This is a genomic window from Achromobacter sp. Root170 (assembly GCF_001428165.1).
Taxonomy (GTDB): domain Bacteria; phylum Pseudomonadota; class Gammaproteobacteria; order Burkholderiales; family Burkholderiaceae_B; genus Achromobacter; species Achromobacter mucicolens.
Genome location: NZ_LMHN01000001.1, coordinates 480,843 through 504,928, shown reverse-complemented (window position 1 = coordinate 504,928; position 24,086 = coordinate 480,843). Strand labels below are relative to the sequence as shown.

The window sequence follows — 24,086 nt, the reverse complement described above, 5'->3', positions numbered from 1 at the left end:
ATTTACGATTGCCAAAAAAAAAACCTAAAGATTGATTTTGGAGTGCCGTAATCCTGGCAACGGAGAAATTCGAAGACACAAGTCAAAGAGTTCTTCCCGTTACAAAGATGGGCGGCCCCGCTGCCCGGTTTGAAGAAGCCTTTCTCTCTTGGGAGCCTAAACATGGCTGCAGTCATCAATACCAACTACTTGTCGCTCGTTGCTCAGAACAACCTGAACAAGTCGCAATCTTCCCTGGGTACCGCCATCGAACGCCTGTCGTCGGGCCTGCGCATCAACAGCGCCAAGGACGACGCCGCCGGTATGGCCATTGCCAACCGCTTCACCGCGAACGTCAAGGGCCTGACCCAAGCCGCTCGTAACGCCAACGACGGCATCTCGCTGGCTCAGACGACCGAAGGCGCCGCCTCGGAAGTCAACACCCACCTGCAACGCGTTCGCGAACTGTCGGTGCAAGCTTCGAACGGCAGCTACTCGCAAGAACAGCTGAACTCGATGCAAGACGAAATCAACCAACGTCTGTCGGACATCGACCGCATCTCGCAACAAACCGACTTCAACGGCGTGAAGGTTCTGTCGGATTCGGCCAAGCCCCTGACGCTGCAAGTCGGCGCCAACGACGGTGAAACCATCACCCTGAACCTGACCGAAATCAGCGTCAAGACCCTGGGTCTGGACGGCTTCAACGTCAACGGCTCGGGCGTGACCCAGAACCGTTCGGCTACCGTGTCCGACCTGCAAGCCGCTGGTGGCACGACCGTTGCCGCCAACGAATGGCAAGTCACCACGACGCACGCCGCCGTGAAGGCAGACCAGGTTTTCGGCAAGCTGGAAAACGGCAACACCGTGAGCGATGCCACCTCGGGCATCACCTACACGTACGACGCCGCCAACAAGAACTTCACGTTCACCGACACCTCGGCCTCCGACGCTGCCGCCGTGACCTCGCTGGCTGACTCGCTGAAGCCCGCCACCGGCACGCTGAAGGGCACCTACGCCAACACCGGCAGCGCCACGGCTTCGTTTGAAGTCGACGCCACCGGCAAGATCACCATCGGCGGCCAACAAGCCTACCTCGACACCGACAACAACCTGACGACCAACAGCGCCGGCGGTACCGCCGCCACGCTGGACGGTGTGTTCACCGCGGCCGCCAACGGCTCGGGCGGTGCTGGCACCTCGTCGGTTTCCCTGGGTGGCAAGGTTTACGCCAACACCGGCACCGCCGACGAACTGACCTTCACGAACACGATCAGCAGCGACGCGCTGCTGGCCTCCGTGAACGCCAACGCCGCCGTTGGCGACGTCACCATCAAGATCGGTAGCGGCATCACCAGCGCCTCGCTGGCATTCACCGCCGGCGAATCGACCAACACGTACGTCGACGACAAGGGCACGTTCACGACGACCAAGACCTACACGACCAACTACTCGGTCGATCCCAACACGGGCACGGTCACGGTCAAGAGCGGCACGGGCACCGGCGACTACGCTCCCAAGATTGGTCAAGAAGCCAAGGTCAACAGCGCCGGCAACCTGACGACGGAAGACACCAGCAAGGGTACGAAGACCTCGGACCCGATGAAGACGCTGGACGCCGCCTTCACGAAGCTGGACAAGCTGACCGGCGAACTGGGTGCTGTGCAGAACCGTCTGGAATCGACGATCGCCAACCTGAACAACGTGGTCAACAACCTCTCCAACGCTCGTTCGCGTATTCAAGACGCCGACTACGCCACGGAAGTGTCGAACATGTCCAAGGCTCAGATCCTGCAACAGGCTGGCACCTCGGTTCTGGCGCAAGCCAACCAAGTGCCGCAAACCGTTCTGTCGCTGCTGCGTTAATTCAGCACAGACGGCTGGGGAAGCTCCGGCTTTCCCCGTCCAGGAAAACAGGATCGTCCTTCGCAACGATCCTGGATGCCTCAAAAACCCGCTTCGGCGGGTTTTTTTCGTTTGGGCCGCAGCAAGCAGGCTTTGCCCCAAACTGGTGGCGATTTCCGACGCTGATTCTAAGAATGGACAGCCCGGGCGATTCGTAAAATTCTTGCCACAGAATCGTCCCGTTTCGCCCCTACCCCGCTTGCCACATGTCCTATTTGGTCTCTTCCCACTGTCTATCCGTCGCAGAGCCTGGGCCATTGACCCCTTGCCTGTCCCCCACGAGATTGCGCGGAACCGCGCACTTGTATGGCGTGGAAACGGCACCGCTCGATCGGGCCCGGGTTCTGGCGTTAGGTTGCGGCTCGGGCGACGGTCTGTTGCCATTCGCCATGGCCTATCCCGATGCACAGGCGGTGGGCGTCGACCCCTCTGAAGCGCTCATCGCGCAGGGCGCAGCGGTCGCACAAGGCATGGGGTTGACCAACCTGACCCTGTGCGTAGGCAACCCGGGCGACCTGGGCACTCAACTGGGGCTGTTTGACTACATCATTGTCAGCGGGCTGTATGGGTACCTGCCGCCGGACAGCGCGCAAGAGCTGCTGACCGTCTGCGCCAACCTGCTGTCTCCGAAAGGGCTGCTGTATCTGGACAGCCCCGTGTATCCGGGCGCGAAAAGCCTGGACGTTGTCCGCGACGCGATCATGCTTCACGGGCATGCGGCACAGACGGAGGCGGAACTGAAGCAAAGCGCGCTGGCCGCGTTGGCGCTGTTCAAGGACGGCATGTCAGCCTCCAACCCGCAACGCTCCCAGCTTGCGGCTGCCGCGGCGCATTTTGAAAGCACCCTGGTCGCCGGTCCAGCCACTGCCGGCCCACAACGGAACCCCCTGGCCAACACCGGGTGTTACTTCGTCGAACTTGCCGGGCGCGCCTCAACAGCCGGACTGGCTTACGTCGGCGACGCCAGGCCCCTGAGCGAGATTCCGCTCAATTTCGGTCAAGGCGTATCCCTCAATCACAGTCTGCTGACCATGGGGCAGCCGGCCACCGTTCGCCAGCAATATCTGGACTTCGCAACGGGCCGGGCTTTCCGGCAATGCCTCTGGGTTGTGCAGGATCGGGCTGGCGACATCCTGGCTCAGCCCGATCTGACCCGCCTGCAGCACCTACGTTTCGCGTCCGGCCTGACGCGGCTGGCTGGCAACAGGCCCGAGCCCGGCGTCACTTATGTCAACGGGCTGGACCGCGGCCTGACCACCGCCGATGCCGACTTGATCGCCGTGGTGGATGTACTGTCCCACGCGTGGCCCGCTTCGCTGCCCTACACGACGTTGCTGGCGGTATTGCTGCACAAGAACCAGTGGGATGACGCCACGGGACGCAAGGCGCTGGAAAAATGCCTGCGGCAGTTGCTTGAAGAGGATCTGCTGCACTATTGCCTGGAAACAAGTCCCTACGAGCGGACCGACGACGCCCCGCTGCGACTATTGCCTTGTCTCGACCTGGAAAAGCAGGCCGAGCCCGCCGTCCCTTGGCCGACGTTCAATCTGTGGCATGAACGGGTCCGCCTGGCCATCTCCGACACTCAGGCGGCCATCCTGCGCGCCATGGCTGCCGGCCTTGCGCCACAGCAGGCCAAGCTGAATGAAACGCCGGTGGAATTAGGCGAAGTCGCGTCGACGCTTGCGCTGATAAAGCGTTGCGGATTGGCCGAGGGGTCGTCCCGGGCATGGTTCAACCTGCTCCATGCGGTACTGGTCGACACCAATCGCAAGGCGCCCGTGTTCGGGCTGTATGTCGTTGCCCAGGCGCTTCGAAATCTGCAGGCCGGGCTACTCACCCAAAGTGGGCACCAGCCCAATCCCGGCCCGGCCATCATCCCCCAGGCCAGGCAATTGCACGAACTCATGACGCGGCAGGCTTACCTGGAGGCCGAGGTCATAGCTCGGCGCCTGACCAAGACCGCGCCGAAATTCTGGGATGCGTGGGAGGCCTTGGCCATAACGCTTCTTAGCACGGGGCGCGTGCCCGAGGCGGTACTGCCCGCCATGCGCATGATCGAGCTTGCGCCCGCAGACGCCCAGAGCTACATCGTTCTGGCTGTCGCCATGGCGCGCCTGGGACGCACGGCCGAATCCATCGCCGCCGGACGTCGCGCCGTCGAGCTGGCGCCCGCCAGCGCGGAAGCACATGCCGCGCTGGCAAGTGGATTGGCGACCGAACGGCGCTACAAGGAAGCAGAAGAGAGCAACCGGACCGCCCTTTCACTGGATCCCATGCATCGCAAGGCATGGATCAATCTGGCAAAGACGCTGATCGACGCCGGCGACGCCAGCGCCGCCGAAAGGGTGCTCCAGGAAACGCTGGTCCGGTTCCCTCAAGACATAACCGCCCGCAACAACCGTATGTTCACGTTGAACTACTGCGTCGACAAGACGGCGGAGGAGATTTTCGATGCCTACCGGGCCTATGATCGCGACGTGGGCGTGCCGCTTCGGAAAACCTGGCGTGAACACAAGAACCCGAAGATGGCGGGCCGGCGGCTGAAGATAGGCTACGTCTCCCCCGACTTCCGCAAGCATTCCGGCAACAACTTCCTTGAGCCCGTTCTCATTCACCACGACCGGCAGGCATTTGAACTAACGGCCTACGCGGAACTGGATACTGAAGACGAGGTCACCACGCGCCTGCGCACCTATTTCGACCACTGGGTTCCCACCCTGAAGCTCACGGATTCGGAGCTTGCAGAAAAAATTCGTGCGGACGGAATCGACGTCCTGATCGATCTGGCCGGCCATACGCAAGGCAACAAACTTAGCGTTTTCGCACGCAAGCCCGCGCCGGTGTCGCTGTCCTGGATGGGTTATGGCTACACCACGGGCCTTTCAGCCATTGACTACATCGTCATGGACGATGTGATGGCCCCGGTTGGCTGCGAACATCTCTTCTCCGAAAAGATATGGCGCTTGAAGCCAGGCTGCCCGTACCGGCCCGGAGACTCGATGGGCGCGGTCAACGAACTTCCCGCCCTGTCGGGCGAAGGCGTCACCTTTGGCACATTGTCCCGGGCGATCCGGATCAACCACCGCACCATTCGGACGTGGGCCGCGATCCTGCGACGGTTGCCTTCCGCCCGCCTGGTCATCAACAGCGGCAGCTACCGCGACGCGGCCATGGCCGATGCGCTTGCGGCGCGATTCGAAGCGCAAGGCGTTAGCCGCAACAGGCTCCTGATCGGCTTCAACAGCCCCCCCTGGGATGTGCTCAGGGGCATCGACATTGGCCTGGACTGCTTTCCCCACAATTCGGGCGTCACGCTGGTGGAGTTCATCCAGATGGGCGTGCCATTCGTCTCGCTGGCGGACCGCCCCAGCGTCGGTCGCGTGGGCAGCTCGATTCTCAGCACTATCGGGCATCCGGAATGGATCTGCGAAACCGAAGACGAGTATGTCGAGAAGGCGGTGTCGTTGGCAACGGATCTGCCGGCGTTGGCCGACATCCGCAGAAACCTGCGGCAGGACATGCAGAACAGCGCGCTCATGGACGAAGTCGGCTTCACCCGGCGGTTTGAGGCCGATCTCAGGAAAATGTTTACTCAATGGTGTGAGACCAAAGCATGAAAGCCATCATCCTCGCCGGCGGATTGGGGACGCGGATTTCGGAAGAATCCCAAGCCCGCCCCAAGCCAATGATCGAAATCGGCGGACGCCCTATCCTGTGGCACATCATGAAAACCTATTCCGCCTATGGCGTGAATGACTTCGTGATCTGCTGCGGCTACAAGGGCTACATGATCAAGGAGTACTTCGCTAATTACTTCCTGCATATGTCCGACGTCACCTTCGACATGGCGGACAATCGCATGGAAGTGCACCAGCGCAAGGCCGAGCCCTGGCGTGTCACGCTCGTCGACACAGGCGAAACGACCATGACCGGTGGCCGCCTGAAGCGCGTCGCCGACTATGTCAAGGAAGAAGAGGCGTTTTGCTTTACGTATGGCGACGGAGTTTCCGACATCGACATCGGCAAACTGATCGCCTTTCACCGCAGCCACGGCAAAGCCGCGACGGTGACGGCGGTTCAGCCTCCCGGACGCTATGGCGCCTTGCGCCGCGAGGGCGACTTGGTCACCGGCTTCACCGAAAAGCCGCGTGGCGATGGCGGACTGATCAATGGCGGCTTTTTCGTCCTGTCGCCTAGCGTGCTGTCGCTGATCGAAAACGACGATAGCCCCTGGGAGGGTGTTCCCTTGGAGACGCTCAGCCGTCAGGGCCAGTTGCAGGCGTACGAGCATTTGGGCTTTTGGCAGCCGATGGATACGCTGCGAGACAAGAACCAGCTTGAACAGCTATGGGCCCAAGGAAATCCTCCGTGGAAGAAATGGGCCTGAACCCTTTCGGCGGCGCTTACAAAGGCGCGCGTGTGTTTCTCACGGGGCATACCGGCTTCAAGGGGAGCTGGCTGGCGGCGTGGCTCGACCAGCTTCACGCACAGGTGACCGGCTTGTCGCTCGCGCCCTCCGGGCCGTTAAACCATTGGAATCTTCTGCGGACCCGGACCACGGACTTGCGCGGAGACGTCCGGGATGCCGAGACCGTCGTCAGCGCCATGGCGCAGGCGCAGCCCGAGATCGTTTTTCATCTGGCCGCGCAGACGCTCGTGCGTGAGTCCTATGGCGATCCCCTGAATAGCTGGTCTACGAACGTCATGGGCACGGCGAACGTGCTGGAGGCATGCCGTCGCACGCCCAGCGTGCGGGCCGTGGTGATCGTCACCACCGACAAGGTCTATGCCAACCGCGAATGGCATTGGGGATACCGCGAGAACGATACGCTGGGAGGCCATGACCCCTACAGCGCTTCCAAGGCCGCCTGCGAAATCCTCGTGGACAGTTATCGCAGATCATTCTGGAACGCCAGCACGCCCGTGCTGATTGCCAGCGTTCGCGCGGGCAACGTCATCGGTGGCGGAGACTGGGCTCAGGACCGCCTGGTTCCCGACCTGGTCAGGGCCGTGTACGACGGCCGCGCGCTCGACGTCCGGTCCCCGTCCGCCACTCGGCCTTGGCAACATGTGTTGGATTGCCTGTCCGGCTACCTGATGCTGGGCCAGCGGCTCCTGGCCGGCGATCCCGCGTTTTCGGCAAGCTGGAATTTTGGCCCGGCAGCTGAAGACAACCGCAGCGTCGCCGAGTTGCTCGGCCGGCTCGCTCAGCACTGGCCCGATCTGGCGTGGAAAGCGCAACCGTCGTCCGGTCCTCACGAGGCAGGTCTGCTTTTGCTGGACTGCGCGAAGGCGCGCCAATCCTTGGGATGGAGGCCGGCATTGCCGCTTGACGAAGCCCTTGAGATGACAGCCGATTGGTACCGCCGACACCATGAAACAGGCTCGGCAAGCACGTCCGAGCAATTGCGGCAGTATGTCGAGCAAGCGGCACGTGCCGGTTGCCATTGGGTGCAGGCGTGAACATCATTCCGACTCCCCTCGGCGGCGTATTCGTCGTCGAAACCCGCACGCTTTCGGATTCGCGCGGAGCATTCACACGCCTTTTCTGCGCGCAAAGCCTGGCAGATCTCATGGGCTCGCGGCAGATCGTCCAGATCAATCATTCCCGGACAAGCCGCGCCGGCGCGGTGAGAGGCATGCACTTCCAGCGCCCGCCCCATGCCGAGATGAAGCTTGTACGTTGCATCCGGGGCCGGGTGTGGGATGTCGTGGTGGATCTGCGCGCGGACTCTCCCACATTCATGCAATCGCACGCCCAGGAACTGGACATGGCCTCCGCTCGCATGCTGGTCATTCCCGAAGGTTGCGCCCATGGATTCCAGGCGCTTGAGCCGGACAGCGAGCTGATCTATCTGCATACCGCGTTCTACACCCCTTCAGCCGAAGGCGGCCTGCGGCATGACGATCCCGCGCTGGCCATCCGATGGCCGCTTGAGCCGATCGATCTGTCGGAAAGAGACAGGTCGCACCCGCAGCTCCCAGACGATTTTGCAGGAATTCAAGTATGAAGTGCCGCCATTGCGCCACCCCTTTGCAGCAGACGTTTGTGGATCTGGGCGCGGCGCCGCCTTCCAACGCCTACCTGACCGAGCAGGATCTGGCCAAGCCGGAGACATACTATCCGCTAAAGGTTCGCGTTTGCCATGCCTGCTGGCTCGTGCAAACGGAAGACTACACGCAGGCAGAGGCGCTGTTCACCAAGGACTACGCCTATTTTTCGTCGACGTCCGCAAGTTGGCTTGCCCACGCGGCCAGCTACAGCGGCATGGCAATCCAGCGGTTTGGCCTGAACGCGCAAAGCCTCGTTATCGAGTTGGCCTCCAATGACGGCTACCTACTGAAGAATTTCGTGGCCGCCGGTATCCCCTGCCTTGGCATCGAGCCCACGGCCAGTACCGCCGACGCCGCCGAGACCGTGGGTGTGCCGGTCCTGCGCGAGTTCTTCGGACACGAATTGGGTAAACGGCTGCACACTGAAGGACGACAGGCCGATCTGATCGCGGGAAACAATGTCTACGCGCATGTTCCCGACATCAACGACTTCACGCGAGGCATGAAGGCCGCACTGAAACCCGGCGGAACCATCACTCTCGAATTTCCGCACCTGCTGCGTCTGCTTGATCACACGCAGTTCGACACGATCTACCACGAGCACTACTCGTATTTGTCGCTCTATACCGTAAGCCGCATATTCTTGGCCTGCGGGTTGCGCATCACGGACGTGGAGGAACTGCCGACCCACGGAGGCAGCCTGCGCGTCTACGGATGCCATGCTGAGGACCGACGCGCGGACAGCGAGGCGGTCGCCCGAATCTTGCAGGCAGAAGCGCACGGAGGATTGCAGGATCCGCAGGCTTATCTGGACTTCCAATCCCGCGTCGAACAGATCAAGAACCGCTTCATTGAATTCCTGATCGCCCAGAAGCGGGAGGGAAAGTCCGTCGCTGCCTACGGCGCTGCCGCCAAGGGCAACACGCTGCTGAACTATGCCGGCATCAAGCCGGATCTGCTGTCCTTCGTGTGCGATGCCGCGACCTACAAACAGGGAAAGTATCTGCCCGGCAGCCGTATTCCCGTTCTGACGCCCGCGGCGCTAAGACAGGCGCGACCCGACTACGTGGTGGTGTTCCCGTGGAACATCGTCGATGAAATCGTCAGCCAGAACGCGTACATCCGAGACTGGGGTGGAAAGTTCGTGACCGCGGTGCCCACCCTGGAAATACGATGAACGCTCGCATCCATTACACCAAGCCGTCAATCACGGACCTGGAGGTCGAATACGCGGCTGACGCGGCCCGCCATGGGTGGGGCGAGCGTTGTTACGAGTACCTCGGCCGCTTCGAACAAGGTTTCAAGTCGCATATCGGCACGCAGTACGCCATTGCCACGTCCAGCTGCACAGGCGCCCTGCACATCGGCATGGCCGCGCTGGGCATCGGAGCGGGCGATGAAGTCATCATGGCCGATACCAATTGGATCGCCAGCGCCGCACCGATCGTCCACCTTGGCGCCAAACCCGTCTTCGTCGATATCCTGCCCGATTCATGGTGCATCGATCCCGAGCAGGTCGCGGCGGCGATCACCCCGCGCACCAAAGCCATCCTGGCGGTACACCTGTACGGCAATCTTTGCGACATGGACCGATTGCTTGCCATTGGCGAGCGGCATGGCATTCCTGTGATCGAGGACGCGGCCGAGGCCATCGGCTCATCCTACCGCGGCAGGCGCGCGGGCAGCATGGGCGTGTTCGGCACCTTTTCGTTCCACGGAACGAAAACGCTGACGACCGGGGAAGGCGGCATGTTCGTCACCAGCGACCCAGCGCTCTATGAGACGGCGGTCACCTTGTCGAACCATGGCCGGCACGCCAAGCAATCCAAGCAATTCTGGCCGGATCTGCTGGGATTCAAGTACAAGATGTCAAACATCCAGGCGGCAATCGGGTGCGCGCAACTGGAACGCATCGAAGCGCTGATTGCCGGGAAACGGCGGGTGTTCGACGCATACCGGGCAGCGCTGGGCGACCTGCCGGGCGTGACCATGAACCCGGAGCCCGCCCACGTGCGCAACGGATACTGGATGCCGACTGCGGTGTTTGGACGCGAGCTTGGCATCACCCGCGAACACCTTCAAGACGCTTTAAATCCGAACGGCATCGACGCACGGGTATTTTTCCACCCGCTCTCGAGCCTGCCCATGTTCGACCCCTGCCCGCGCAACGTGAACGCTTATGACATCCCGCAGCGCGCGATCAATCTGCCCAGCTACCACGACATGACCTCAGACGACATCGATCGCGTCGCGGCGACCATACGGCGAATGCATTCGGAGGCCCGCGATGGAAGCTGGCCCGCGTAAGTCGCAGACCTGCCTCGTAGTTTCCCAACCCATGTATTTCCCATGGATCGGGATGCTCGAGCAGGTCCGATGTAGCGACATCTTTGTCTATTACGACGATGTGCAATTCTCCCGCGGCGGATTCTGCAACCGTGTACAGATAAAGACGAAGGACGGAACGCGCTGGTTGACGATTCCACTGCCGGGGCAGAAACTCGGCCAGAACATCAATGAAGTGCTGCTCGACAAAAGCGCCAATTGGCAACGCAGCCACCTCGAGCAGTTGCGGCAGGCATATGCCGCGGCTCCCTTCAAGAACGACATGCTCGATGTCGTCGACAGTGTATTTGCGCTTCCAAGCAGGACGCTAGCGGATCTGACGCAGGCCTCGATGGATGCCTTGATCCGGTACTTTCCTGGCCTCGGGGAGAATAAGCGCATCTTGCGGTCTTCGGCGCTGGACATCCCGGGCGCGAGCACGCAGCGGTTGATCGATCTCTGCAAAAACCTCGGCGTCGACAAATACGTGACAGGGCACGGCGCGCGCAATTACCTCGATCACGAAGCGTTCGAGGCAATAGGCGTCTCGGTCTCTTATATGGACTATGGACTGACGCCATATCCCCAGCTTCACGGTGAGTTCACGCCCTATGTCAGCGCGTTGGATTTGATCGCAAACCGTGGGCCCGCGGGCGCGGCGGAGATTGGTACGCAGACCTGCCCATGGCGCGAATTTCTGGACCGGGCCAAACGCATACCCGGCAAAACATGAAAAACGACTTGAACGCAGTATCTTCCGAGTACCGGCCAAATGGCGCCACGGAAATCGAGAACAATCTGATTCTCAACTGGTACCCCCACCGGATCATTGATCGGTTCGGCCGCGCCCGCTCGCTGTTGGAGTTGGGACTTGGCCACGGATACACCTCCCGCATCTTCGCAACCGCGTCGGACAATCACATCATTGTCGACGGCGCGAGCATGGTGATCGAGCAGTTCCAACAGAACACGCCCGATTTCAAAGGCCAGATCGTCGAAGCGTACTTCGAGGATTTTGTCCCTGACCGCCGATTCGACATTATTGTCATGGGCTTCATTCTGGAACATGTGGAAGACCCTGACCTGATCCTGCGGCGTTATCGGGAATACCTTGAACCCGGCGGGCGAGTCTACGTGGCCGTGCCCAACGCAAAATCGATGAACCGCCGGCTGGGACTGGAACTGGGACTTATCGATGACATCTACAGCTTGAATGCTAACGATGTCGCACTGGGTCATCAAAGACAATACTGCAGGGAAACCCTCGGGGCGGCAGTGCGCCAGGCGGGTTACCGCATCACGCACGAAGAGGGAATCTACCTCAAGCCGTTGCCGTTGAACGTGCTGAAGACGCTGCCGGATTTTGATGCCAACCTTCAAGCCATGCTGAAGGTGGGCGTCGACTTTCCGGATTTGTGCGTCGCGCTGCTGATGGAACTGGAAGTTCAATGAACACGAACGACATCGGCTCCCCGCGGCAGCCGGATCGCCCCATGCGCAGTTTGACGGTGGCAGTCACCGGCGTGGGCGCGATCATCGGGCAAGGCATCGTAAAGAGCCTTCGGCAAAGCCGATATGCGCCGCGGATTATCGGCATCGATCGCAGCGCGAACTCTCCGGGGCCACGCCTTTGCGACGCCTTTGAACAAAAGCCGGATGCCCCCGAGGACAGCCAGGCCTATCTCGATTACTGGGCTCGCATCGTCCTTACGCATGGTATCGATCTGATCCTGCCGGGGCTCGAACTGGACATGACATTCCTGGACGCGCATCGCCAGTTTTTTTCAACCCTTAACGCCAAATTGGCACTCAACAATGCCGAGCTGATTCACGCAACGGCCGACAAATGGGATTTTGGCCAGGAACTGATCGCGATAGGATACCCGGCAATTCCCTCGGCACGCCCCAGTTCCTGGGCGCAGGCAATCGAAGAACTGGGTCCGGCACCGCTGCTGCTCAAACCCCGCCGGGGCAATGGATCGCGCGGGATCGTCCTGCTCGAGGACGAGGCCGACTTTGATTATTGGCGCAAGAAAGCCATCGCGCCGTGGATGCTGCAACGCGTGGTGGGAAGCGCCGACGAAGAATATACGGTCGGCGTCTTCGGTCTGGGCGATGGACGCCAGCTGCAGCCATTGATTTTTCGGCGGCGCCTGTCCAGCGCGGGCAACACGCTTGTGGCCGAAGTCGTGCGCGAACACGCTGTCATCGGCGCCGCAACGGAAAGGCTGTGCCAGCATTTTCAGCCGCTGGGCCCCACGAACTTCCAGTTTCGAGTCGAAGCTGGCACGGCGTACTTACTGGAAATCAACCCGCGCTTTTCCAGCAGCAACTCACTGCGCTCGGCCTTTGGCTTTAACGAGGCCGAGATGGCGATACAGCTGTATCTGCTTGGAATGGAGCCAACCGCGCCGCGCATCACCGCGGGCAAGGCATGGCGGTACACCGAGGACTTCGTCACGCATGCTGGCCATACTCTCTGACATCCATGGCAATCTTCCCGCCCTGCAGGCGGTGGTTGCCGATGCGACGGCGCGCGGTTGCACGCAATTCATCTCGCTGGGCGATGTCGCGGGCTATTACGCGCAACCCGGCGAATGCATCGACTTGCTGCGCGACTTGGGCGCCCCCAACGTGCTGGGCAACCACGACAGCTACATCACCCTTGATCAGAACTGCCCGCGCTCCCGCGTGGTCACCCAGATCATCAACTACCAGAAAGCCATACTCCGCGCAGACCAGGTCGACTGGCTGAAAGGCTCGCACGACTTCATCCGCGCAGACGACTGCTTATTCGTACACGGTGGCCCGGAAGACCCCCGCGACCAGTATCTGTACACGATATCGCGCGACAAGATTCCGCCCGATGTGCGCCTGCTGTTTTCCGGGCATACCCATGTGCAGGTGCTCGCCGACTTCGGTGAACAACGTTACTGCAATCCGGGGTCCACGGGCCAGCCACGGGACGGCGACAATCGCGCAGCCTATGCGACGCTCGATGCCGACCAAGTCATGCTGCACCGGGTGTCCTACGACATCGACCGAACCGCTGCCGCCATGAAAGCCGCGGGCTTCGAGCCGTTCTGCTATGAAAACCTCTACCAAGGCGCGCAGATCGGCGGAAGAGTCGACAGCGTCAAAATCATCTAGACCACACAGAATCAAGATCATGGACGCGATTACACAATTCAAGAATGAAGTGCAGGGCAATATCCAGCGCCTCGGTGAAGACAAGGCATTGGCCGCCGACACGCTTGCCTGGATGATCAAGGCAGGCACGTCTGGCGCATACACCTACAACTTCCAGTGGCTGGGACGCCCCATCATCCAGTACCCGCAAGACATCCACGCCATGCAGGAAATCATATGGGCCACTCGGCCGGATGTGATCGTCGAAACCGGCATCGCCCACGGAGGCTCGTTGATCCTGAGCGCGTCGATGCTTGCGATGCTGGATTACTGCGACGCCCAGATAAACCAGACCCCCCTGTTGCCCGGGAAATCCAACCGCCGGGTCATTGGCGTAGATATCGATATCCGTGCGCACAACAGGCAAGCGATCGAAGCGCATCCCATGAGCCATCTGATCGGGATGGTCCAAGGGTCCAGCATTGCCTCCGACGTCGTCCAGCAGGTCCATGACCTCGTGGGAGATGCCAAGCGCGTATTGGTGTGCCTTGACTCCAATCACACGCACGACCATGTCTTGGCGGAACTTGAAGCCTACGCCCCGTTGACGACCCCCGGGAGCTACTGCGTCGTATTCGATACGGTCGTTGAAGACATGCCCCCGGAACTTTGCGCGCACCGTGCGTGGGGCAAGGGCAATAGTCCGAAGACTGCCGTGCAGGCATGGCTGCCCCTCAATCAGCAGTTTGAACAGGATTTCGCCCTGCAACATAAGCTGCAGATCACCGTGGCGCAGGATGGTTTCCTGAAGCGAGTCCGCTAGCGCGACGCATAGGGAGGGAAATGCCCCCCGTCCCACGTGCGGACCGCAGCGCAGAACGCCGCGCGACACGGTTACGAGCGTGTTCCCTCCTGCACGGCACGGGCGCATTGGGCCCGCAGCGCGTCCGGCTGCGGGCCTGCCGCTTCACTTGCCTTCCGTCCTGGCGCACCTTGGCGCCCCCAAGGTGACTCGCACACGGCTGTGATGGGGGCATGCGCCAACTGCCTGGCTAATCCCGCCAATGGCGCCAATTTCCCTCCCTATTCTGCTGTTCCCCCCGGTCGACTTACTTCATAATTGCCTCCGCACGTTTGTATCTATATTTTTCACAAGATGACCGCCACGCCTCCCGATCCACTCGCTACGCAGCACGACGGCACGCCGGATCCAGATGACCAGGGGCCGGCGGACTTGCAAACCTTGCGTCTGCGTGAAGAAAACCGCGCCTTGCGGGAGTTGCTGGCTGCGCAGGTGCAGGCTTCCCTGCCCCGCAACGAGCCCGGGTGGTTCAAGCGTTTGTGCTGGTGGCTGATATCAGCGCCGGGTGCGGCACTTGTGGGGTGGCGTGGTCTGTTTGGGCGCGACGACGCGGAACCCATCACGCGCCGACGCCTCGGATGCGCAACGGTGACCGTGCTTTATACCCTGGCCATCTACGGCGCCCTGGTATTGCTCGTTGTGTCGTGGAATTCCCCGAACACGGCGACATCGGGCGCGACATCCGCCAGTCCGGTGCGCGTGCCGCTGACGCCGCAGCCGCCCTTGTCGCCCGGATTGGATGCTGCCGGCAACGGTGCCGCACCAGTACCCGGCGATGCGCAAACGGAACGTCCTGCCGACGCGGCGCCCTCCACGGGCGCGCCATCAGCGCCGGCGCCTTCTGCCAAACAGGAACGCGTCACAGCCCCTGCTTCCTCGGCCGCCCCCGCTTTGGCGGGGCCGCAGCCCACACTGCGCATCACCGAGATTCCCGCGCCGGATCCGATGGCGTGGGTCGCCGCACTCGATGGAGAGCTCGCGCAGTGTGCAGAACGCGGTTTCTTTGAACGTCCCGAATGCGCATGGGCGGCCCGCAAGCAGTACTGCGAACCCAATCAAGGCTGGGGCAAAGTGAAGGAGTGTCCGGCGCAGCCGTAGTGCGTCGGGGCGAGCCTGTCACATGCCCGCCACGTACGCGCGCCACAATGCAACACGGCCCGCGATCATTGCGAAATGTTTTGCATCATTCGAACGGCGTGCCCCATAATGCGACTTGCTTCGGCCGTTGACCCGGCCTCACATCACCAGGACACCTAGACCATGGATGCTTCCGTCAACAACACCGTCAATTCCGCCCTGGCCCTGCGCGACGCGAATCTTATGATGGAAGTGCAGGCATCGGTCACGAAAAAAGCGATCAATGCGCAAGCCGACTCGGTCGCCACGCTGCTGCAGTCACTGCCGGTGCTGGCCATCGACGGCACGCTGGGTTCGCGCATCAACACCCACGCCTGAATCAGCACCACGCGGCAATGCGCCGCGACGATTCGCACACCAGACAGCCGCCCCCGGGCGGCTTTTCTATTGGGCGCGGCAGTGGATGGGTGTCTGACACCCTGGAGAGATCAGCATCAAGTTGCACCACTGCCTCAAGGGTGTCAGACGGTATCTTGCGCCATTGGGTGCGGCAGTCGCCGCTGGCCTCGCAATACCGTGTCCGCCGACTCAATCCCCCGGCTTGCGCCCCAACCCCACAAGCAGCTTCGCCAGCAACCCATCCAGCTGTGCCTGCTCCTTCTGGGTCAACGACGCCAGTGCCTGCTGCTCATTCGCCACGTGCATCGGCAGCAGCTTGTCGATGAGCGCCAGGCCGGCCGGGGTAAGCCGCACGAGCGTGCTGCGCCGGTCGTTGGGCGATGGCACGCGTTCGATGAGGCCCTTGCGTTCCAGGCGGTCCAGGCGGCTGGTCATGGCGCCTGACGACAGCATCAGGCCTTCATGCAGGTCGGTGGGCGTCATGGCGTAGGGGCTGCCAGACCGCCGCAGCGTGGCGATGACGTCGAATTCGCCTTGATGCAGTTCGAATTGCGCGGCCAGGGGCAGGAACCAGTTGCGCTCCAGCAGATGCGTGGCTTGCAGCAGACGCCCCACCAGCGCCATCACGTTGGCGTCGATGTCGGGCCGCTCGCGCTGCCATTCTTCCTGCGCGCGCCTTGCACGGTCATTCATGGTTGTCTCGGCGTAAAGCTATTTGCGTTGGCAGCAATGATATCCCGTTGCCGGACGCACGATGTCGTCTATATACTTCGACATCAAATAACTTGATGTCAAGATATCCATGACGCGCGTAAGGTTACGCCCCTTGTTTGCCATCGTCGCCATCGTGGCCGTGGCGCTGAACCTGCGGCCCGCCCTGGCCGCCATCGGGCCGTTGCTGGACATGATCCAGGGGGCCACCGGCGCAACAAATACGCAGGCCAGCCTGTTGACCACCTTGCCCGTGTTCGTGATGGGCGTCTGCGCGCTGGCGGGTGCACGCATTTCGGGGTGGTTGAATGAGCGGATCGGGATCGCGCTGGGCGTGGCGCTGGTGGCCGTTGCTTGCGCGGCGCGCTTCGTCGGGACGCAGACCTACGGGCTGCTGCTGACGGCGGTGCTGGCGGGGGTCGGCATTGCGCTGGTGCAGACTTTGCTGCCTGCCTTCATCAAGCGCAATTTCGCGCATGACATGGGACGCGTATTTGGCTTGTACACCACCGGCATCATGGCGGGCGCGGCCGTGGCGGCGGCCAGCGCTGCGGGGCTTGCAGGCAGGTTCGGGTGGCCCGCCGCATTGGCCTTCTGGAGCGTACCCGCCCTGCTCGCACTGCCGCTGTGGCTCAAGGCCGCGCAAGGTCGAGCCGACGCGTCATCGCCCCTTCACCGCACAGCTCGCGTGGCGCCGCGCAGCTTCTGGCGCAATCTGCGGGCGTGGGAGCTGATGCTGTTCTTTGGCATCGGCACCGGGGCCTACACGCTGGTGCTGGCGTGGCTGCCGCCGTTCTATACCAGTCTCGGCTGGGAGCCTTCCGCCGCGGGCTTTCTGCTGAGCGGCCTGACGCTGGCCGAAGTGATGGCGGGTCTGGCCGTGTCCGCATGGATCGGCAGGTTTGCGGATCGCCGCAAGCCGCTGGCCGCCGTGTTGACCATGCTGATCTGCGGACTGATATGCCTGATCCTGGCCCCCCTCAAGCTGGCGCTGCTGGCGTGCCTGCTCCTGGGCATCGGCATCGGCGCGCTCTTTCCGTTGTCGCTGATCGTGGCGATGGACCACCTGGACGATCCCGCGCAAGCGGGAATGCTGGCGGCTTTCGTGCAAGGCGGAGGCTACTTGATTGCAAGCTTCATGCCGTTGCTGGCGGGCATCCTGCGCGATCGGTTTGCGAGTTTGACCGAGGCATGGATCGTGATGCTTGCCGGCGCGGTCGTGCTGCTGGCGCTGGCCCTGCGGTTTTCGCCCGCCTCGTATCGGCGGATCGACGCCGGATAAACAGCGCACACATCCACAACGCACACATACCCAACGCACATACAAAAAAAGCGCCGACCCGTCAAAAAGGGGCGGCGCTTTCTGTTGCGATCGCGGCAAGCCGCGGCGCGTTACTTCTTTTTCATCGGCGGCAGGTCGGTGCAGACGCCTTCAGCGACTTCCGCGGCCATGCCCACCGATTCGCCCAGGGTCGGGTGCGGGTGGATGGTCTTGGCGATGTCGACGACGTCGGCGCCCATTTCCACGGCCAGGGCCAGTTCGCTGATCAGGTCACCTGCGTGGGTGCCGACCATGCTGCCGCCCAGGATGCGATGCGTCTCGGCGTCGAAGATGAGCTTGGTGAAGCCCTCGTCGCGGCCGTTGGCGATGGCGCGGCCGGAGGCGGCCCACGGGAACACGCCCTTCTCGATCTTGATGCCCTGCTTCTTGGCTTCGTCTTCGGTCAGGCCGACCCACGCCACTTCCGGATCGGTGTAGGCCACCGACGGGATGACGCGGGCGTCGAAGAAGGACTTCTGGCCGGCGGCGGCTTCGGCGGCGACGTGGCCTTCATGCACCGCCTTGTGGGCGAGCATGGGTTGGCCGACGATGTCGCCGATGGCGAAGATGTGCGGCACGTTGGTGCGCATCTGGCGATCGACCTCGATGAAACCGCGGTCGGTCACGGCGATGCCCGCCTTGTCGGCGCCGATCTTCTTGCCGTTGGGGCTGCGGCCCACGGCCTGGAGCACCAGGTCGTAGCGCTGCGGCTCCTTGGGCGCGCCCTCGCCTTCGAAGGTGACATAGATGCCGTCCTTCTTGGCCTCGGCGCCCACCGTCTTGGTCTTCAACATGATGTTGTCGAAGCGGTAGGCGTTCTTCTTCTGCCACACCTTGACCAGGTCGCGGTCGGCGCCCTGCATCAGGCCGTCCAGCATTTCCACGACATCCAGGCGCGCGCCCAGCGTGGAGTACACCGTGCCCATTTCCAGGCCGATGATGCCGCCGCCGATGATGAGCATCTTCTTGGGCACTTCACGCAGCAGCAAGGCGCCGGTGGAGTCCACGATGCGATCGTCCTGCGGCAGGAACGGCAGCTTCACCGACTGGCTGCCGGCGGCGATGATGGCCTGCTTGAAGCGCAAGGTCTGTGACTTGCCATCGGCGCCCTTGACCGTCAGGTGGTTGGCGTCGGCGAACTCGCCCACGCCCGTCACCACGGTGACCTTGCGGGCCTTGGCCATGCCGGCCAGGCCGCCGGTCAGCTTGGCGACCACACTGTCCTTGTAGCCGCGCAGCTTGTCCAGGTCGATCTTGGGCTCGCCGAAGCTGATGCCGTGGGCAGCCAGTTCGCGCGCTTCGTCGATGATGGCGGCGTTGTGCAGCAGCGCCTTGGACGGGATGCAGCCCACGTTCAGGCAGACGCCGCCCAGCGTGCTGTAGCGTTCGACCAGGACCACGGACAGACCCAGGTCGGCGGCGCGGAAGGCGGCGGAGTAGCCGCCGGGGCCCGCGCCCAGCACCAGCATGTCGTATTCGCCGTCGGCCGAACCGCTGTAGGTGGCGGCGGCGGGCGCTGCAGCCTTGGCGGCAGGCGCGTCGGCCTTGGGGGCTTCCGGCTTGGAAGCGTCCTTGCCGGCCGGCTTGGATTCAGCCTTGGGAGCCTCTTCTTTGGCGGCGCCAGCGTCAGCACCCGAGGCCGCTTCCACTTCCAGCACGACCGCGCCTTCGGCGACCTTGTCGCCGACCTTGACGGCGATGGACTTGACCACGCCGCCTTGCGACGCCGGGATTTCCATCGAGGCCTTGTCGGACTCAACCGTGATCAGGCTCTGTTCCGCCTTGATCGTGTCGCCCACGGCCACCAGCACCTCGATGACTTCCACTTCCTTGAAGTCGCCGATGTCCGGCACTTTGATTTGAACGGTATTGCTCATAGGGCTCCCCGTTTACAGCGCGATGCGGCGGAAGTCGGCCAGCAACGCACCCAGATAGGCGTTGAAGCGCGCGGCCGAGGCGCCGTCGATGACGCGGTGGTCGTAGGACAGCGACAGCGGCACCATCAGGCGCGGCACGAACTGCTTGCCGTCCCAGACGGGCTTGTGCGAGGAACGCGACACGCCCAGGATCGCCACTTCCGGCGCGTTGATGATGGGCGTGAACGAGGTGCCGCCGATGCCGCCGAGCGACGAGATCGAGAAGCAGCCGCCCTGCATTTCGGCGGGCGAGATCTTGCCGTCACGCGCCTTCTTGGACAGTTCGGTCATTTCCTGGGCGATCTGCAGGATGCCCTTCTTGTCGGCATCGCGGATCACCGGCACCACCAGCCCATTGGGCGTGTCGGCCGCAAAACCGATGTGGTAGTACTGCTTGAGCACCAGGTTGTCGCCGTCCAGCGAAGCGTTGAACTCGGGGAACTTCTTCAGGGCCGCGACCACGGCCTTGATCAGGAAAGCCAGCATCGTGACCTTGATGCCCGACTTCTCGTTTTCCTTGTTCAGCGTGACGCGCAGCGCTTCCAGGTCGGTGATGTCCGCTTCGTCGTTGTTGGTGACGTGCGGGATCATGACCCAGTTGCGGTGCAGGTTTGCGCCCGAGATCTTCTTGATGCGCGACAGCGGCTTGGCTTCGATCGGGCCGAACTTGGTGAAGTCGACCTTCGGCCACGGCAAGAGGCCCAGCGCGGCGCCATCGGCGGAACCGCCGGCAGCGGCGGCCGCCGGGGCAGCCGACAGGGCCTGCTTGACGAAGCCGCGCACGTCGTCGGCGGTGATGCGTTCCTTGGGGCCGGAGCCCTTGACCTTGGAGAGGTTCACGCCCAGTTCGCGCGCAAACTTGCGCACGGACGGCGAGGCATGGGGCAACTGGCCGGGCTTGAGGTTGGCGTCTTCCAGGGCGGCGGCGGGCGCCGGGCGCGCGGCCGGGGCCGACGAGGCGGCGGCCTCGGGCTTGGCCTCGGCCTTCGCTTCCGACTTGGCGGCCGGGGCCGCGGCTTCGGACTTGGCGGCCGGCGCGGCAGCTTGCGCACCGCCTTCCACCACCACCACTACCGAACCCTTGGCGACCTTGTCGCCAACCTTGACCTTCACTTCCTTGACCACGCCGCCTTGCGAGGCCGGGATCTCCATCGAGGCCTTGTCGGACTCGACGGTGATCAGGCTTTGCTCGGCCTTGATGGTGTCGCCGACCGCGACCATGACTTCGATGACTTCAACTTCCTTGAAGTCGCCGATGTCCGGCACTTCGATCTCGACCGGGCCGCTGGCGGCAGCCGGGGCCGAGGCCTCGGCCTTGGGCGCAGCAGCGGCGGCCGCCTGCTTGGGTTCTTCCTTGGCAGCCGGCTTGGACTCGGCCTTGGGGGCCTCTTCCTTGGCGGCGCCAGCGTCCGCCTCGGCCGCTTCCACTTCCAGCACGACCGCGCCTTCGGCGACCTTGTCGCCGACCTTCACGGAAATGGACTTCACCACGCCGCCCTGCGATGCGGGGATCTCCATCGAGGCCTTGTCGGATTCGACCGTGATCAGGCTTTGTTCCGCCTTGATCGTGTCGCCCACGGCAACCAGCACTTCAATGACTTCCACTTCCTTGAAGTCGCCGATGTCGGGAACCTTGATTTGCACGATGTTGCTCATGTCTCTTTACCCTCAGGCGTATTGCGGGTTGGCTTTGTTCGGATTGATGCCGTACTTCTTGATGGCTTCGGCCACCTTGGCGACCGGCACCTTGCCTTCGTCGGCCAGCGCGCGCAGGGCGGCCACGACGACAAAGTGGCGATCCACCTCGAAGTGCTCGCGCAGCTTGGCGCGGAAATCCGAGCGGCCGAAACCATCGGTGCCCAGCACCTTGTATTCGCGGCCCTTGGGCACGAACGGACGGATCTGGTCCGCAAAGAGCTTCATGTAGTCGGTCGACGCGATGATCGGGCCTTCCGTCTTGGCCAGCTGTTCCGTGACGTAAGCGACCTGCGGCTTCTTCTCGTCGGGGTGCAGCATGTTGTGGCGTTCGGCGTCCAGACCGTTGCGGCGCAGCTCGGTGAAGCTGGTGACGCTCCAGAGGTCCGAGGCGACGTCCCAATCGGCGGCCAGGAGTTCCTGCGCGGCCATGACTTCGCGCAGGATCGTGCCCGAACCCATGAGCTGCACGCGGTTCTTGCCCTTGCCGTGGGACTTGAGCTTGTACATGCCCTTGATGATGCCTTCCTCGTCGCCCTTGGTCAGACCGGGCTGCGGGTAGTTTTCGTTCATCACCGTCAGGTAGTAGTAGACGTTTTCCTGGTCTTCCACCATGCGCTTCAAGCCATGCTGGATGATCACGGCCAGCTCGTGGCCGAACGTCGGGTCGTACGAGACGCAGTTCGGGATGGTCGAGGCCAGGATGTGGCTGTGGCCGTCTTCGTGCTGCAGGCCTTCGCCGTTCAGCGTCGTGCGGCCGGCGGTGCCGCCCAGGAGGAAGCCGCGCGCCTGCATGTCGCCGGCGGCCCAGGCCAGGTCGCCGATGCGCTGGAACCCGAACATCGAGTAGTAGATGAAGAACGGGATCATGATGCGGTTGTTCGAGGAGTACGACGTGGCCGCCGCAATCCACGAGCTCATCGCGCCCGCTTCGTTGATGCCTTCCTGCAGGAGCTGGCCGTCGGCCGATTCCTTGTAGTACATGACCTGGTCCTTGTCGACCGGGGTGTACTTCTGGCCTTCCGGCGCGTAGATGCCGATCTGACGGAACAGGCCTTCCATGCCGAAGGTGCGCGATTCGTCGGCCAGGATCGGCACGACGCGCGGGCCCAGTTCCTTGTCGCGCAGCACCTGGTTCAGGATGCGCACGAAGGCCTGGGTGGTCGAGATTTCACGGCCTTCCGCGGTGGGCTCCAGCACGGCCTTGAACGCGTCCAGCGCGGGGGCCTTGAGCTGTTCGTCGGCCTTGGCGCGGCGGCGCGGCAGGTAGCCGCCCAGCGCGGCGCGGCGCTCGTGCAGGTACTTCATTTCGGGCGAGTCTTCGGCCGGCTTGAAGTACGGCAGATCGGCCAGTTTGTCGTCCGGGATGGGGATGCCGAAGCGGTCGCGGAATTCGCGGATGGAGTCGAGTTCCAGCTTCTTTTGCTGGTGGGTCGGGTTCTTGGCCTGGCCGACGTGGCCCATGCCGTAGCCCTTGATGGTCTTGGCCAGGATGACGGTGGGCTGGCCGGTGTGGTCGCTGGCCGACTTGAAGGCCGCATACACCTTGTGGGGATCGTGGCCGCCACGGTTCAGGCGCCAGATGTCCTCGTCGCTCATGCGCGACACGGCTTCCAGCAGCTTGGGGTGCTTGCCAAAGAAGTGTTCGCGCACGAACTTGCCGTCGTTGGCCTTGTACGCCTGGTACTCGCCGTCGACGGTTTCTTCCATGATCTGGCGCAGGATGCCTTCCTTGTCGTGCGCAAGCAGCGGATCCCAATAGCCGCCCCAGATCAGCTTGATGACGTTCCAGCCCGACCCGCGGAAGTCGCCTTCCAGTTCCTGGATGATCTTGCCGTTGCCGCGCACCGGGCCGTCCAGGCGCTGCAGGTTGCAGTTGATGACGAAGATCAGGTTGTCGAGCTTTTCGCGGGCCGCCAGGGCGATGGCGCCCAGCGATTCGGGTTCGTCCATTTCGCCGTCGCCGCAGAACACCCAGACCTTGCGGTTGCTGGTGTCGGCAATGCCGCGGGCGTGCAGGTACTTCAGGAAACGGGCCTGGTAGATGGCCATCAGCGGGCCCAGGCCCATCGACACCGTCGGGAACTGCCAGAAGTCCGGCATCAGCTTCGGATGCGGGTACGAGGACAGGCCCTTGCCGTCCACTTCCTGGCGGAAATGGTTCAGCTGGTCTTCGGTCAGGCGGCCTTCAAGGTAGGCGCGGCCATACATGCCGGGCGAGGTGTGGCCCTGGAAGTAGACCAGGTCGCCGCCGTGGCCTTCGTCTTCAGCGTGCCAGAAGTGGTTCTGGCCGCAGCCGATCATGGTGGCCAGCGAGGCGAACGACGCGATGTGGCCGCCCAGGTCGCCGCCATCGGGCGGGTTGTGCTTGTTGGCCTTGACCACCATGGCCATGGCGTTCCAGCGCACGTACGAACGGATGCGCGATTCCAGCTCCAGGTTGCCCGGGTGCGCCGGCTCCAGGCCGGGGGGAATCGTGTTGACGTAAGCGGTATTGGGGGAGAACGGAATGTGAGCGCCGGAGCGACGGGCTTCGTCGATCAGGCGTTCCAGCAGGTAATGGGCGCGCTGCGGTCCTTCGCGATCAAGGACGGCTGCCAGGGCTTCGAGCCACTCCTGGGTTTCAAGGGTGTCTTCGTCGTTGGCGGCCTGCACGGCGCCAGCCTGGGCGTTAGAGGACATCGTGTGTCTCCTGTTGGGGTTCGTTCGT

19 protein-coding genes are annotated in these 24,086 nt (G+C 62.8%); 15 read left to right on the top strand and 4 right to left on the bottom strand.

Annotated elements, in window-relative coordinates:
- Positions 1–162 precede the first annotated feature (162 nt).
- The 14 genes from ASD87_RS02235 to ASD87_RS02170 all read left to right on the top strand — a co-directional run bounded on the left by ASD87_RS02235 (position 163) and on the right by ASD87_RS02170 (position 15,712).
- Positions 163–1,845 carry a flagellin gene (locus tag ASD87_RS02235; protein WP_056316553.1) on the top strand — a complete coding sequence of 561 codons (1,683 nt, stop codon included), beginning with the start codon at positions 163–165 and terminating at the stop codon, positions 1,843–1,845.
- A gap of 350 nt (positions 1,846–2,195) precedes the next feature.
- Positions 2,196–5,504: a bifunctional class I SAM-dependent methyltransferase/glycosyltransferase gene (locus tag ASD87_RS02230; protein ID WP_235512623.1), complete on the top strand. Its 3,309-nt coding sequence runs from the start codon at positions 2,196–2,198 to the stop codon at positions 5,502–5,504.
- The gene (rfbF, locus tag ASD87_RS02225; RefSeq protein WP_056316548.1) at positions 5,501–6,274 is read left to right on the top strand and encodes a glucose-1-phosphate cytidylyltransferase; all 774 of its coding nucleotides are present in this window, start codon (positions 5,501–5,503) and stop codon (positions 6,272–6,274) included. Before ASD87_RS02230 ends, rfbF begins: the two co-directional genes overlap by 4 nt.
- Complete coding sequence (gene rfbG, locus ASD87_RS02220) at positions 6,265–7,350, top strand: CDP-glucose 4,6-dehydratase (RefSeq protein ID WP_174245457.1); 1,086 nt, start codon at positions 6,265–6,267, stop codon at positions 7,348–7,350. The genes rfbF and rfbG overlap by 10 nt, the downstream gene beginning before the upstream one ends.
- Entirely contained in the window at positions 7,347–7,898 is a 552-nt protein-coding gene (locus ASD87_RS02215; protein WP_056316543.1) for a dTDP-4-dehydrorhamnose 3,5-epimerase family protein, read from the top strand. Before rfbG ends, ASD87_RS02215 begins: the two co-directional genes overlap by 4 nt.
- Positions 7,895–9,118, top strand: coding sequence for a class I SAM-dependent methyltransferase (locus ASD87_RS02210; RefSeq protein WP_056316541.1), 1,224 nt, complete (start codon positions 7,895–7,897; stop codon positions 9,116–9,118). The genes ASD87_RS02215 and ASD87_RS02210 overlap by 4 nt, the downstream gene beginning before the upstream one ends.
- Positions 9,115–10,248 carry a DegT/DnrJ/EryC1/StrS aminotransferase family protein gene (locus ASD87_RS02205; protein ID WP_056316538.1) on the top strand — a complete coding sequence of 378 codons (1,134 nt, stop codon included), beginning with the start codon at positions 9,115–9,117 and terminating at the stop codon, positions 10,246–10,248. Before ASD87_RS02210 ends, ASD87_RS02205 begins: the two co-directional genes overlap by 4 nt.
- On the top strand, positions 10,229–10,999 hold the full coding sequence (locus ASD87_RS02200) for a WbqC family protein (RefSeq protein WP_056316535.1): 771 nt from the start codon (positions 10,229–10,231) through the stop codon (positions 10,997–10,999). The genes ASD87_RS02205 and ASD87_RS02200 overlap by 20 nt, the downstream gene beginning before the upstream one ends.
- Positions 10,996–11,718, top strand: coding sequence for a bifunctional 2-polyprenyl-6-hydroxyphenol methylase/3-demethylubiquinol 3-O-methyltransferase UbiG (locus ASD87_RS02195; protein ID WP_056316533.1), 723 nt, complete (start codon positions 10,996–10,998; stop codon positions 11,716–11,718). Before ASD87_RS02200 ends, ASD87_RS02195 begins: the two co-directional genes overlap by 4 nt.
- Positions 11,715–12,749, top strand: coding sequence for an ATP-grasp domain-containing protein (locus ASD87_RS02190; protein ID WP_056316531.1), 1,035 nt, complete (start codon positions 11,715–11,717; stop codon positions 12,747–12,749). Before ASD87_RS02195 ends, ASD87_RS02190 begins: the two co-directional genes overlap by 4 nt.
- Positions 12,730–13,416: a metallophosphoesterase gene (locus tag ASD87_RS02185; RefSeq protein WP_056316528.1), complete on the top strand. Its 687-nt coding sequence runs from the start codon at positions 12,730–12,732 to the stop codon at positions 13,414–13,416. The genes ASD87_RS02190 and ASD87_RS02185 overlap by 20 nt, the downstream gene beginning before the upstream one ends.
- Positions 13,417–13,435: 19 nt before the next feature.
- A complete protein-coding gene (locus ASD87_RS02180) occupies positions 13,436–14,218 on the top strand; it encodes a cephalosporin hydroxylase family protein (RefSeq protein ID WP_056316526.1) in 783 nt (260 codons plus the stop codon).
- Positions 14,219–14,629: 411 nt separating this feature from the next.
- Positions 14,630–15,355 carry a hypothetical protein gene (locus ASD87_RS02175; protein WP_369818490.1) on the top strand — a complete coding sequence of 242 codons (726 nt, stop codon included), beginning with the start codon at positions 14,630–14,632 and terminating at the stop codon, positions 15,353–15,355.
- A 162-nt stretch (positions 15,356–15,517) separates the two neighbouring features.
- Positions 15,518–15,712 (top strand): putative motility protein, encoded by a 195-nt coding sequence (locus tag ASD87_RS02170; protein ID WP_056316520.1) that lies wholly within the window; start codon positions 15,518–15,520, stop codon positions 15,710–15,712.
- A gap of 210 nt (positions 15,713–15,922) precedes the next feature.
- Here the strand turns inward: ASD87_RS02170 and ASD87_RS02165 are convergent, their stop codons facing one another.
- The gene (locus ASD87_RS02165) at positions 15,923–16,426 is read right to left on the bottom strand and encodes a MarR family winged helix-turn-helix transcriptional regulator (protein ID WP_056316517.1); all 504 of its coding nucleotides are present in this window, start codon (positions 16,424–16,426) and stop codon (positions 15,923–15,925) included.
- A 109-nt stretch (positions 16,427–16,535) separates the two neighbouring features.
- Here ASD87_RS02165 and ASD87_RS02160 point away from each other — a divergent pair, with 109 nt between their 5' ends.
- Positions 16,536–17,726, top strand: a complete 1,191-nt coding sequence (locus ASD87_RS02160) for an MFS transporter (RefSeq protein WP_175236049.1) — start codon at positions 16,536–16,538, stop codon at positions 17,724–17,726.
- Between the two features lie 110 nt (positions 17,727–17,836).
- Here ASD87_RS02160 and lpdA read toward each other — a convergent pair whose 3' ends face one another.
- Genes lpdA through aceE form a run of 3 tightly spaced genes read right to left on the bottom strand, consistent with a single transcriptional unit; the run spans position 17,837 to position 24,058 of the window.
- Complete coding sequence (lpdA, locus tag ASD87_RS02155; RefSeq protein ID WP_056316514.1) at positions 17,837–19,642, bottom strand: dihydrolipoyl dehydrogenase; 1,806 nt, start codon at positions 19,640–19,642, stop codon at positions 17,837–17,839.
- Between the two features lie 12 nt (positions 19,643–19,654).
- A complete protein-coding gene (gene aceF, locus ASD87_RS02150; protein ID WP_056316511.1) occupies positions 19,655–21,337 on the bottom strand; it encodes a dihydrolipoyllysine-residue acetyltransferase in 1,683 nt (560 codons plus the stop codon).
- A gap of 12 nt (positions 21,338–21,349) precedes the next feature.
- On the bottom strand, positions 21,350–24,058 hold the full coding sequence (aceE, locus tag ASD87_RS02145; RefSeq protein ID WP_056316508.1) for a pyruvate dehydrogenase (acetyl-transferring), homodimeric type: 2,709 nt from the start codon (positions 24,056–24,058) through the stop codon (positions 21,350–21,352).
- Between the last annotated feature and the right edge of the window lie 28 nt (positions 24,059–24,086).